Annotated in this window: 9 protein-coding genes; 6 read left to right on the forward strand and 3 right to left on the reverse strand. The window is 60.7% G+C overall.

Features of this window, described 5'->3' with window-relative positions:
* The first annotated feature begins 79 nt into the window (after window positions 1-79).
* Entirely contained in the window at window positions 80-946 is an 867-nt protein-coding gene (locus tag ACMGF7_RS11490; protein WP_015379042.1) for a helix-turn-helix domain-containing protein, read from the forward strand.
* Here the strand turns inward: ACMGF7_RS11490 and ACMGF7_RS11495 are convergent.
* A complete protein-coding gene (locus ACMGF7_RS11495; protein WP_172574946.1) occupies window positions 870-1,922 on the reverse strand; it encodes an XdhC family protein in 1,053 nt (350 codons plus the stop codon). The two genes, ACMGF7_RS11490 and ACMGF7_RS11495, sit on opposite strands and share 77 nt — an antisense overlap.
* Before the next feature lie 8 nt (window positions 1,923-1,930).
* A complete protein-coding gene (locus tag ACMGF7_RS11500) occupies window positions 1,931-2,515 on the reverse strand; it encodes a nucleotidyltransferase family protein (RefSeq protein ID WP_049239916.1) in 585 nt (194 codons plus the stop codon).
* A 208-nt stretch (window positions 2,516-2,723) separates the two neighbouring features.
* On the opposite strand from ACMGF7_RS11500, the gene ACMGF7_RS11505 reads away from it, so the two are divergent.
* The 3 genes from ACMGF7_RS11505 to ACMGF7_RS11515 are packed head-to-tail and all read left to right on the forward strand — an operon-like array spanning window position 2,724 to window position 7,296.
* A complete protein-coding gene (locus ACMGF7_RS11505; RefSeq protein WP_197798883.1) occupies window positions 2,724-5,513 on the forward strand; it encodes a xanthine dehydrogenase family protein molybdopterin-binding subunit in 2,790 nt (929 codons plus the stop codon).
* Window positions 5,510-6,064: a (2Fe-2S)-binding protein gene (locus tag ACMGF7_RS11510; protein WP_015379038.1), complete on the forward strand. Its 555-nt coding sequence runs from the start codon at window positions 5,510-5,512 to the stop codon at window positions 6,062-6,064. Before ACMGF7_RS11505 ends, ACMGF7_RS11510 begins: the two co-directional genes overlap by 4 nt.
* The gene (locus ACMGF7_RS11515; protein ID WP_049239915.1) at window positions 6,061-7,296 is read left to right on the forward strand and encodes a cytochrome c; all 1,236 of its coding nucleotides are present in this window, start codon (window positions 6,061-6,063) and stop codon (window positions 7,294-7,296) included. Before ACMGF7_RS11510 ends, ACMGF7_RS11515 begins: the two co-directional genes overlap by 4 nt.
* Window positions 7,297-7,362: 66 nt before the next feature.
* Here ACMGF7_RS11515 and ACMGF7_RS11520 read toward each other — a convergent pair whose 3' ends face one another.
* A complete protein-coding gene (locus tag ACMGF7_RS11520) occupies window positions 7,363-8,739 on the reverse strand; it encodes an amino acid permease (RefSeq protein ID WP_420286439.1) in 1,377 nt (458 codons plus the stop codon).
* Between the two features lie 631 nt (window positions 8,740-9,370).
* Between ACMGF7_RS11520 and pdhR the strand changes: the two genes are divergently transcribed.
* Window positions 9,371-10,135 (forward strand): pyruvate dehydrogenase complex transcriptional repressor PdhR, encoded by a 765-nt coding sequence (gene pdhR / locus ACMGF7_RS11525; protein ID WP_004937490.1) that lies wholly within the window; start codon window positions 9,371-9,373, stop codon window positions 10,133-10,135.
* Window positions 10,136-10,300: 165 nt separating this feature from the next.
* Window positions 10,301-12,964, forward strand: a complete 2,664-nt coding sequence (gene aceE, locus ACMGF7_RS11530; RefSeq protein ID WP_033632104.1) for a pyruvate dehydrogenase (acetyl-transferring), homodimeric type — start codon at window positions 10,301-10,303, stop codon at window positions 12,962-12,964.
* The last annotated feature ends 4 nt before the right edge of the window (window positions 12,965-12,968 follow it).

Below are 12,968 nucleotides of genomic sequence, written 5' to 3' on the forward strand. Positions count from 1 at the left end.
TTTTAACCTGTATACCCTACGCGAATAGCACTAAAATTCGACTAATGGAATATCGGCAACAGAAGGTTTCAGCAAGCACATGGGAACGCAGGAAAATCATATCAGGGAACTGCTGGTCTGGATTGAAGATAACCTGACCAATCCGCTGTCGTTGGATATCGTTTCCGCCAAGTCAGGCTATACGAAATGGTACCTGCAGCGCATGTTCAAGAAGCAGACCGGATTATCGTTAGCTTCCTACATTCGCGCTCGCCGCCTCTACATCGCCGCCTTCGCCTTGCGTTTCACGCAGAAGAGCATCCTCGATATTTCGGTCGAGTATCAATTCGATAACCAGCAGACGTTCTCGCGCTGTTTCAAGAAACACTTCGCCGAATCGCCCAGCGTGTATCGTCATGCCCGCAAACAGGACTTCAGCAATCTGGTGCGTTCGCTGGCGGCCAGCCAGCCTGGCGATATTCAGGTCGAACGCGTCAGCATCGCCAGAGGGCAATACGCCTTTCACGGCAAACAGTACGCTTATCACCTGGATATCGAAAAGTTGGATAAGTCGCATCTGCCGCAGCGCAGCGCGCTGCGGGCGCAGTTCTACACTTTGTTGGGCGAGCGTCCGGCGCAAATCTATTCGTTTACCCAACTGGTGCCGGACGGCGAGCGGGTCAGGGTCGACTATACCCTGGGCGTGACGGCGGACTACCCGCTGCGTGAAGGCGTGGCGCTGGAGCCGCTGCCGGAGATCCACGGCGAGTTTTGCCGTTTTCGCTATTCCGGCAAGCCGGTGGCGCTCAATGATCACATCATTCAAATCTACACGCAGGTGCTGCCCGAAATGGGGCTGGCCCGCGGCGACGGGCCGGACATGACGGTGTTCAGCTATTCGCTGAGCGGGAAAGAGGAGCTGCACCTGGAGCTGCAGCATCTGGTGCCGGTGGTGCCGCTGCACTGATCCCGTCGGCGGCCGGCAGCCGGTTTTTTTGCTGCACGATCGCCGCCATCACCGCCAGGGCGATTTCCGCCGGGGTTTTGCTGCCGAGCGGCAGGCCGATCGGCGCATGGATGCGTTCCAGATCCTGCGGCGTGAACTCGGCGATCTGCTGCAACCGCTGGCGCCGGCGCGCGCTGTTTCTGAGCGAGCCCATGGCGCCGATATAAAACGCCGGGGTGTGGATCGCTTCCATCAGCGTCAGATCGTCCATACGCGGATCGTGGGTCAGCGCCACGACGGCGGTATTGGCGTGGCAGCCCCCCTCTTCGATGAACTTGGCCGGAAACTGGCGCAGCAGCGTCACGCCGGGCTTCAGCTCGGCGGCGAAGTTGTCCAGCGCCTCCGGGCGGTTCTCGCACACCAGCACCTCAAACCCCAGCGCCACGGCGAAATCGGCGCAGTACAGCGCCACGCTGGACAGCCCGGCGATCAGCAGGCGCGGCGCGGCCGCGATGTGCAGGGTAATCTGCTCGAGCCGGCGTTCGACCTGAGTGGCGCTGGTGAAGTGGCTTTGCTCGAGGCTGTGGCAGGCGTTGGGCAGCGTCAGGCGTTTGAGCAACGCATGATGCCCTTCCAGCGCGCCGGCGATGCGCTGCAGGTAAGCGACGCTGGCTTCTCCCGCCGGCAGATACTCGATCAGCACGTCCAGCACGCCGCCGCACGGCAGCGCCACGTTGGGCGTCATGCCGCCTTCGCCGTAACGAATCACCTGGCTGGCCGCCTGATACTCCCCGGCGGCCACGCGCCGCAGAAAGTCCTCCTCCACGCACCCGCCCGACAATGAGCCGCTGTAGCGGCCGTCGCGGGTCGCCGCCATCAACGCGCCCGGCGAGCGCGGCGAAGAGCCATAGGTGCTGAGCACGGTGCATAACCAAACCGGCTGTTGTTGCAGCCAGCTTATCGCCTGGCTGACCACGGTGACATCAAGATGTTGCATAGGTGAATTTACTCGCTGGCCGGGAGTTGCGATGGAAGATCAATATCCCGCACGACGCCGGGGTGCTCAAGCGGCAGCAGGTGGACTGCCGCGCCTTGCAGCAGTTCACGCGCGCCATTATCGCCGCGCAGTTGGCAAAGTGGTTTGCGCAATCGGGCGGAAAAGCCGACCGGGTGACCGGGCTGTTGCGCATAACAGGGGCGCACGATCGGGTGCTGCCGTAAGGCATCCGCCACCCGTCGGAAAACGTCGGCGCCGACGAATGGCATATCGGCCAGGTGGATCAGCCAGCCCTGCCAGTGCGGCGTGGCCGCAACGCCTGCTGCGATCGAGTCGCCGAGGCCCGCGCTGGCGAGCAGGGTGACCGGCACCTGGTTGGCGGCGCAGGCTGCCAGTACCGGCAGATTATCCGGCCGGGTCACCACCTGTACCGGCAGGCCGGAGGCCAGCGCCTGGCATAGGGTGTGCTCGAACAGCGAACGCCGCTCGCCCGCCGCATCGGCAAACCCGGCGTTCAATTTGTTGCCCTGGCCGCCGGCCTGAATAAAGCGCTCTCCGCGTCCGGCGGCGGTAATGACAATGCCCGTGGTCATGGTTGAAGTCCGCGTTTGCGCAAATTATTTATTAGCCTACAAACTACCTGTGTTTTGTAAATGTTTTTTTGTTGAAAACAGCCTGTTAATCATCACATAATTTTAGTTATAAGCATATGCTTATGACGTCTACGGCAAGGTCGTCAGCGTTTGCGCAACAACACCGCGCACAAAAACCAATTACAAGAAAGACGTGAAGGACTTACTTATGAGCAATTTCAACCCGTCGCGGCGCCGCTTTATCAAAAGCGCCGTGATTGCGGGGGTCTCCGTGTACCTCGCCCCCCTGTACAGCCGCGCCTACGCCGCGCTGTTCGAGCAAAAAATCCTCCAGTCACCCAACTGGGATCCGCAGGCCAAGCGCGTCCGTTTCCGTATCGACGGCCGCGCCAAGGTCATGGGGCAGAAGGTGTTCGCACGCGATATCCGCGCGGTGGACATGCCGCACTGGCCGCAGAAACAGGCGCACGCCTTCATTCTGCGCGTGACCAAAGCCGACCGGCTGTTCGAAGGGGTCGATCTGTCGCTGCTGGGGGACGATCTGCAGCCCGATCGCCTGGTGACGGCGGAAGATCTGGCGCGCGATGGCCTGGCCTTTCCGGCGTTCTACGGTGACGACATGCTGCTGCCGAACGGCAAAACCCCTGCCTATCTCGGCCAGGCGGTGGCGATCCTGATCTATCACGACTTCGCCCGTTTCCGCTTCGCCAAGGACAAGCTGAAATTCCGTGAGGAAACCATCAAATACGGCGCGGTCACCGGCCCGCTGGAGCGCGATCCCTGGGGCAGTTTCCGTTACGTGCGGGTGGGGGGAGAACAGCCGTTCGACGACGATCGCTTCTCCAGCCTGAAGGATACGCCGATCTTCCCGGTATCGATGAAAAAACACCTGCCGGTGTGGCCGGAAGGGCGCGAGGGCGGCAAGCTGGATCAGGAAGGCATGCGCTATGCGGGCCTGATCGCCGACGAGTTGGCGAATCCGCCGGCCGACTGGCTGGTAATGTCGCGCCGCTACACCACGCAGTCGATCGACACCTCGGCGTTGGAGCCGGACAACGCCAACGGCTGGTTCGACGCGCAGACGCAAACCCTGCATCTGGTGGTGCCGACTCAGTCGCCGCAGGAAGTGGCCGACGAGATGCCGCGCATGCTGGCCAAGCGCAATCCGCCGGTGAAACAGCTGATCCTGCACCCGTGCTACACCGTGGGCTACGGCTCGAAAGATCACTATAACTTCCCGTATTACGGCGCGGTGGCGGCGATGTACGGCGACGGCCACCCGGTGCGCCTGGCCAATGACCGCTTCGAGCAGTTCCAGACGGCGCTGAAGCGCCATGCGTTCGACATGAACTACCGCATCGCGGTGAATAAGCAAACCGGCGTCATGCAGTCGTTCCTCGGTGACATGACCGCGGACGGCGGCGGCCGCAGCAACTTTACCCCTTCGGTGGTGATGGTCGGCGCAACCGCCGCCCAGTCGATTTACTACTTCCCGAAAAGCGATCTGTCGTCGGTCGGGCTGGCCTCACGCGCCATCGACGCCGGCTCGGCGCGCGGTTACGGCACGCTACAGAGCATGGCCGCCACCGAGATGATGGTGGATGAGCTGGCCGCCGAGCTGAAGATCGACCCGATCGAGTTTCGCCTGCGCAACGTGCTGAAATCCGGCATGAAAAACACCCAGGGGGCGATCCCGGCCGGTGCGATCCGCGCCGATGAAGTGCTGGAGAAGGCGGCGAAGCACGAGATGTGGCTCAAGCGCGCCGAACGCAAGGCCGAGTTTGAGAGCAGCCATCCCGGCAAGCGCTATGGCGTCGGCTTCGGCTGCGTGCAGAAAGATTTCGGCACCGGGGCGGAAACCTCGTTCGCCCGGGTGGAGCTGAGCGAAGATGGCCGCATCACGCTGCATCACAGCGGCGCGGAGATGGGCACCGGCATGTCGACCTCGCAGTCGGTATTGTGCGCGCAGTGGCTGGGCAAACCGGCCGACGAAGCCCACTTCTCGGTCACCGACTGGTCGGTATTGCCGATGGTCACCAGCGGCGATCCTTACCTGATGTCGCAGGAGGAGCAGGACAAGCTGCAAACCAACCCCAACTGGACGCCGAGCTACTGTTCGCCGTCGAGCGCCAGCAATTCGGCCTATTACTTCTCGCACAGCACCCGCGAAGCGGCGCGCCTGATCTTCGATCACGGCCTGTGGCCGGCGGCGATGGCGCTGTGGCAGGCCGGTATCGGCGGCGGCCAGGCAGCGCCGCTGGTGGTGCGGCGCGAAGATGCGCGTTGGGTCGAAGGCGGCCTGACGGCGGCGGGCATGTCGGTGCTGAGCCTCGAACTGCTGGCCAAGACGGCTTATCAGATGGGCGGCGTCACCGGCGCGGCGGTGCACGTCTTCAACCGCTGGCAGTGGGCGGAGGCCGATTTCACGTTGAACGGCAAAAGCGAACGCCTGCCGATCGACGGCATGGCGCTGCGCAACGCCAACGGTGAATTCAAGCCGCTGGCGCGCGGGCAGGTCTACTACCCGCCGACCCAGCGCAACAATGCGGCGGTGACCTACTACAGCGCCGTCGGCACGCTGGCGGAAGTGGCGGTGGATATCGCCACCGGCCAGGTGGAGTTGCTGAATCACCACTCGATCATGGAGTGCGGCAACCTGATCGTGCCGGAACTGGTTTCCGGCCAGCTGCAGGGCGGGCTGGCGATGGGCATCGGCCATGCGCTGCACGAATATTTACCGCTGTACGAAGACGGCCCGGGCAACGGCACCTGGAACTTCAACCGTTACCACCTGCCGCGCGCCAGCGACGTGGCGGTGTGGAAACAGAGCGGCGACATCCTGCCGGCGCTGTCGGAAACCGATCCGCCGAAAGGCATGGCGGAGGTGGTGATGATCCCGATCGTGGCCGCACTGGTCAACGCCATTGCCGACGCCACCGGCCACCGTTTCCGTGATTTGCCCGTTCGTGCAGAAAATATTCGTGAGGTATTACAATGAGCATTAAAACCCAGCCGATTTCCCTGACCATCAACGAGAAACAGTACGGCCCGATCGAGGTGCCGGAAGGCTTGATGATGATCGATTTCCTGCACGAGTATCTCGATTTGACCGGTTCGCGCCTCGGCTGCGGGCAGGGCATTTGCCATGCCTGCGTGGCGATTGTCGATCACCCGAGCGGCACCAGCGAAGAGGTGCGCACCTGCATCACCGGCGCGCATTTCTTCAACGGCAAGAAAGTGCGCACCGTCGAAGGCCACGCCAGGGTGGACGAACAGGGGGAGGTGGTTGAGCTGTCGCCGATCCAGCAGGCGTTTCTGGAGCACTACAGCTTCCAGTGCGGCTACTGCACGCCGGGCTTCGTCAACGCCGCCACCATTTTCGTGGAAAAGCTCAAGCGTGAGCCGATCGCCCGCGATCAGCTGGAGAACGCCATCGAGCAGGCGCTGGACAGCCACATCTGCCGCTGCACCGGCTACGTGCGCTACTACGAAGCGGTGCGCGACGTGGTGCTGAAAACGCCGGGCCTGCTGAAGGAGACGGCGCAATGAAAAAACGTCTCGCAGTGTTGATTGTGCTGGTGGCGATCGTGGTGATCGCGCTGCTGTGGTGGCGGGAAAACCGCCGTTACGACGGCCCGGTGCAGCAGGTGACCGCCAGCGCCGAACAGATCGCCCGCGGCCGCTATCTGGCGCAGGCCGCCGACTGTGCCGCCTGCCATACCGCCAGCGGCGGGGCGCCGTTGGCCGGCGGCTATCCGTTGGAAACGCCGTTCGGCACGATTTACGGCAGCAACCTGACGCCGTCGGCCGACCACGGCATCGGGCGCTGGAGCAAGGACGACTTCTTCCTGGCGCTGACGCAGGGCGTGGCGCCGGGCGGGCGGCACCTGTACCCGGCGATGCCTTACACCTCGTACAAGGGCATGTCGCGTCAGGACGCCGATGACATCTACGCTTACCTGATGACGCGCCCGGCGGTGGACGTGGCCATTCCGGCCAACGAGATGCCGTTCCCGTTCAACCAGCGCATGGCGCTGATCGGCTGGAACCTGCTGTTCCGCAGCCAGGATCCGCTGCCGGCCAGCTCGCAGGGCAGCTCGCCGCAATGGCAGCGCGGCCGCTATCTGGCCGATGTGCTGGGCCACTGTGGCGAATGTCACACGCCGCGCGGCGCGCTGGGGCAGATGGATCTCGGCAAGCCGATGCAGGGCGGCGATCTCGGCCGCTTCATGGCGCCGGACATTACGCCGCACGGTCTGGCGCAGCGCGGCTGGACGCCGCAGGACGTCAGCCGCTTCCTCGGCACCGGCCTTGCGCCGCAGGGTTCGGCCTTCAGTGAGATGCATATGGTGGTGGATCTCAGCACCCGTCATTTGACGCCGGAAGACCATCAGGCGCTGGCGCTGTATCTGATGGGCGAGCAGCCGCCGGCGGCGGTACCGGTGAAAATGGGCCAAGGCAGCGATGCCGGGCGCATGGCCTATCTGGATCAGTGCGCCGGCTGCCACGCGCGCGAAGGCGAGGGCAAACCGCACGTCGCGCCGGCGATGCGCGATAACGCCACGCTGCGCCAGGCGGACGGCAAGAATCTGATCGTGTCGGTGCTGGACGGCCTGCCGGCCCAGCAGTTCCCGAACGGTGAAAGCATGCAGAGCATGCCGGGCTTCGGCGAGCGTTTGAGCGATGCCGACGTGGCGGAACTGGTAAATTACCTGCGGGTGACCTGGGGCGGTTTGCCGGCGGACATCACCGCCGAGCAGGTGAAAGCGCTGCGCAAGTAAGCGGCGTTCAGGCAAAAAAATGGCCCGCATCTGCGGGCCGTTTTGTTTACTGCGCGGTCACGGGATTCAACGGCTGGTGACGCCGTCGACGCGCTGGCTGCGCTGTTTGATGGCGTAACCGACGGCCAGGATCGCCACCCACACCGGGATCAGCAGCACCGAGATTTGAATACCCGGCGTCAGGTACATGATCACCAGGATGCCGGCCATGAACAGCAGGCACAGGTAGTTGCTGAACGGGTACCAGAACGCTTTGAACTTCGGCACCACGCCTTCGCGGTTTTTGACGGCGCGGAACTTCAGGTGCGCCAGGCTGATCATCGCCCAGTTGATCACCAGCGCCGACACCACCAGCGCCATCAGCAGTTCGAAGGCGCGGCCCGGGATCAGGTAGTTAATCAGCACGCACAGCGCGGTAGCGAGGGCGGAGATGCCGATGGCCACCACCGGCACGCCGCGGCCATCGACCTTCAGCAGGCTTTTCGGGCCGTTGCCCTGCTGCGCCAGGCCGTACAGCATGCGGCTGTTGCAGTAGACGCAGCTGTTGTAGACCGACAGCGCGGCGGTGAGCACCACGATGTTCAGCACGGTCGCTACCAGGTTGCTGTTCAGCGCGTGGAAGATCAGCACGAACGGGCTGCCGCCTTCGACCACTTTGCCCCACGGGTACAGCGACAGCAGAATGGCCAGTGAACCGATATAGAAGATCAGGATGCGGTAGATCACCTGATTGGTGGCTTTCGGAATGCTTTTTTGCGGGTTGTCGGCTTCGGCGGCGGTGATGCCGACCAGCTCGAGGCCGCCGAAGGAGAACATGATCACCGCCATCGCCATCACCAGGCCCATGACGCCGTTCGGGAAGAACCCGCCCTGCGCCCACAGGTTGGTGACGGTGGCTTCCGGGCCGCCCATGCCGCTGAACAGCAGGTAGGCGCCGAACACGATCATGCCGATAATCGCCACCACTTTGATGATGGCGAACCAGAACTCCATCTCGCCGTAAACTTTGACGTTGGCCAGGTTGATGGCGTTGATCGCCAGGAAGAATACCGCGGCGGAAACCCAGGTGGGGATCTCCGGCCACCAGTACTGCACGTAGATGCCGACCGCGGTCAGCTCCGCCATCGCCACCAGGACATACAGCACCCAGTAGTTCCAGCCGGAGGCGAAGCCGGCGAAGTTGCCCCAGTATTTGTAGGCGAAGTGGCTGAAGGAGCCGGCGACCGGCTCTTCCACCACCATTTCCCCCAGCTGGCGCATGATCAGAAACGCGATGAAGCCGCCGATGGCGTAGCCGAGGAGCACTGACGGGCCGGCCATTTTTATTGTTTGAGCGATACCGAGAAATAACCCGGTGCCGATTGCGCCACCTAAGGCGATGAGCTGAATATGGCGGTTTTTCAGGCCGCGCTTCAGCTGGTCACCATGCTGTTGACCATCCATCAATCTAACCCTCTGTCGTTGTGAATGCCCACCTGCCTGTAAAGCAGTGGTTACGATGTGTGTTTTGTTTTATTTACGGCGTTATAGCTATTAATTCCACGGCGCCGCTACCGTTTGGCAGAGAATAATGTTATGCGCGTCGGTTTGCACCTGCTTTGTCGTGTGAGTGATTAAGATTGCAGCAGTTTAGGAAACAAAATGCGGGTTGTGTGACGGCAGGGGGGATTCAGTGCATGAAATAAGCAACAAATCACATAATGCGCAAAAATAACGTAGATCTGAACGGTGGGTCGCGTTCAAATAATGAACGAATCGCCGTTGCGCTGCTCGCCAAATAGCCATTCATTAAAGCGTAATAACCATGCAATAAAACTCGGGCAAAAAGTTTGCACTCTGCCTTGCGTAAGGTTTGGTAAAAGTTAAATCCCCAACCCGCCGCGTAAATGGTAATACCATCACGGCGTTACCGGTTTGCAGCGGGGTTTTCAGCGGGGTGTTAAAATGTGCGGGTAACCTGATTTCGATCAAGGCCCGTATGGACAGGAGGTGAATACTTTGTTACTTTACCGTCACGTTTTTGAAATTGGTATTACCAATTGACTCCGCGCCATTCGCAGAGAAGAATTCACTCATGGCCTACAGCAAAATCCGCCAACCCAAGTTGTCAGATGTTATCGAGCAACAGCTCGAATACCTGATCCTCGAGGGGACACTGCGCCCAGGCGAAAAACTGCCTCCGGAGCGCGAGCTGGCGAAACAATTTGATGTCTCCCGTCCTTCTCTGAGAGAGGCCATTCAGCGCCTTGAAGCGAAAGGGCTGCTCCTGCGCCGTCAGGGCGGCGGCACCTTCGTGCAAACTAATCTGTGGCAGAGCTTCAGCGATCCGCTGGCCGAGCTGCTGGCCGACCATCCCGAATCACAGTTCGATCTGCTGGAAACCCGTCACGCGCTGGAAGGCATTGCCGCCTATTACGCGGCGCTGCGCGGCACCGATGAAGATCTGGCGCGCATCCGCGACTGCCACATCGTGATTCAACAGGCTCAAGACAGCGGCGATCTCGACGCCGAAGCCGATGCGGTCATGCAGTATCAAATCGCCGTGACCGAAGCCGCTCACAACGTTGTGTTACTTCACCTGCTACGCTGCATGGGGCCGATGCTGGAACAGAACGTGCGTCAGAACTTTGAATTGCTCTACTCGCGCCGTGAGATGTTGGCAAAAGTGAGCAGCCACCGCGCCGGAATTTTTGAGGCGATTGTGGCACGCGAGCCGGAAAAGGCCCGTGAAGCCTCGCATCGCCACTTGGCGTTTATCGAGGAAATCTTGCTGGATCTCAGCCGGGAGCATACTCGGCGCGAGAGATCGCTGCGGCGTCTCCAGCAACGCAAGGATTAAGAGCTGTCCTCTTCAGGGTACACCAGCCTGCGGGGGTTAAGTTCGAGGTACTTAGTTAAGTACTTAAGCGGCAACTAAACTGATGGGCCTGTCTTCGTGTGTTTTGGCACAGAACACAGGAAGACAGGCTCCAAACAAACCATTAGACAGATAAGGAATACCACCATGTCAGAACGTTTAAACAATGACGTGGATCCGATCGAAACCCGCGACTGGCTGCAGGCGATCGAATCGGTCATCCGTGAAGAGGGTGTTGAGCGAGCTCAGTTTCTGATTGATCAGGTATTGGGAGAAGCCCGCAAAGGCGGCGTTAACGTTGCGGCCGGTGCTGCGGCGCACAACTACGTCAACACCATCGCGGTAGAAGACGAACCGGCTTACCCAGGCAACCTGGATCTGGAACGCCGCATTCGCTCTGCGATCCGTTGGAACGCGATCATGACCGTTCTGCGCGCATCCAAGAAAGACCTGGAGCTGGGCGGCCACATGGCTTCCTTCCAGTCTTCCGCGACCTTCTATGAAGTCTGCTTTAACCACTTCTTCCGCGCACGCAACGAGAAAGACGGCGGCGACCTGGTCTACTTCCAGGGCCACATCTCTCCGGGCGTTTACGCGCGCGCCTTCCTTGAAGGCCGCCTGACCGAAGAACAGATGAACAACTTCCGTCAGGAAGTGCACGGCAACGGCCTGTCCTCTTACCCGCATCCTAAGCTGATGCCGGAATTCTGGCAGTTCCCGACCGTATCCATGGGCCTGGGCCCAATCAGCGCCATCTATCAGGCGAAGTTCCTGAAATACCTGGAACACCGCGGCCTGAAAGACACCTCTGAGCAGACCGTTTACGCCTTCCTGGGCGACGGCGAGATGGATGAGCCGGAATCCAAAGGCGCCATCACCATCGCCACCCGCGAGAAGCTGGACAACCTGGTGTTCGTCATCAACTGCAACCTGCAGCGCCTGGACGGCCCGGTCACCGGTAACGGCAAGATCATCAACGAACTGGAAGGCATCTTCTCCGGCGCAGGCTGGCAGGTGCTGAAAGTGATCTGGGGCGGCCGTTGGGACGAGCTGCTGCGCAAAGACACCAGCGGTAAACTGGTTCAGCTGATGAACGAGACCCTGGACGGCGACTACCAGACCTTCAAATCCAAAGACGGCGCTTACGTGCGCGAGCACTTCTTCGGCCGTTACCCGGAAACCGCGGCGCTGGTCAAAGACATGACCGACGACGAAATCTGGGCGCTGAACCGTGGTGGTCACGATCCGAAGAAAATCTTCGCTGCACTGAAAAAAGCGCAGGACACCAAAGGCAAACCGACCGTTATCCTGGCCCACACCATCAAAGGTTACGGCATGGGTGAAACCGCGGAAGGTAAAAACATCGCTCACCAGGTGAAGAAAATGAACATGGAAGGGGTTCACCACTTCCGCGATCGTTTCAACGTGCCGGTTGCCGATGCTGACATCGAAAAACTGCCGTACATCACCTTCGAGAAAGATTCCGAAGAGTACAAATACCTGCACGAACGTCGCCAGGCGCTGAAAGGCTACGTGCCTACCCGTCTGCCGGAGTTCACCCAGAAGCTGGAAATGCCGGCGCTGGAAGATTTCAGCTCGCTGCTGGAAGAGCAGAACAAAGAGATCTCCACCACTATCGCCTTCGTGCGTGCCCTGAACGTGATGCTGAAGAACAAGTCGATCAAAGATCGCCTGGTGCCAATCATCGCCGACGAAGCGCGTACCTTCGGTATGGAAGGTCTGTTCCGTCAGATCGGTATCTACAGCCCGAACGGCCAGCAGTACACCCCGCAGGACCGTGAGCAGGTTGCTTACTACAAAGAAGACGAGAAAGGCCAAATCCTGCAGGAAGGCATCAACGAACTGGGCGCAGCCTCTTCCTGGCTGGCCGCAGCGACCTCCTACAGCACCAACGATCTGCCGATGATTCCGTTCTACATCTACTACTCGATGTTCGGTTTCCAACGTATCGGCGACCTGTGCTGGGCAGCGGGCGACCAACAGGCGCGCGGCTTCCTGATCGGCGGGACCTCGGGCCGTACTACCCTGAACGGCGAAGGTCTGCAGCACGAAGATGGCCACAGCCACATTCAGTCTCTGACCATCCCTAACTGCATCTCTTACGATCCAGCTTACGCGTACGAAGTGGCGGTGATCATGCACGACGGTCTGGTGCGCATGTATGGCGACAACCCGGAAAACGTGTACTACTACCTGACCACGCTGAACGAAAACTACCACATGCCTGCGATGCCGCAGGGTGCGGAAGAAGGTATCCGCAAGGGTATCTACAAGCTGGAAACGCTGGAAGGCAGCAAAGGCAAGGTGCAGCTGCTGGGCTCCGGCGCCATCCTGCGCCACGTGCGCGAAGCTGCGCAAATCCTGGCGAAGGACTACGGCGTGGGTTCCGACACCTACAGCGTGACCTCGTTCACCGAACTGGCGCGCGACGGCCAGGATTGCGAGCGCTGGAACATGCTGCACCCAACCGAAGCGCCACGCGTGCCTTACATCGCTCAGGTGATGAACGACGCGCCTGCGGTAGCCTCTACCGACTACATGAAACTGTTCGCCGAACAGGTTCGTACTTATGTGCCGGCCAGCGATTATCGCGTACTGGGCACTGACGGCTTCGGTCGTTCGGACAGCCGCGAAAACCTGCGTCACCACTTCGAAGTCGATGCATCCTACGTGGTGGTTGCTGCTCTGGGTGAACTGGCTAAACGCGGTGAGATCGAAGCTTCTGTGGTTGCTGACGCAATCAAGAAATTCGACATCAACCCGGAAAAAGTTAACCCGCGTCTGGCCTAAGAGG

The organism is Serratia sp. BNK-17 (assembly GCF_048684935.1).
Lineage (GTDB): Bacteria > Pseudomonadota > Gammaproteobacteria > Enterobacterales > Enterobacteriaceae > Serratia > Serratia nematodiphila.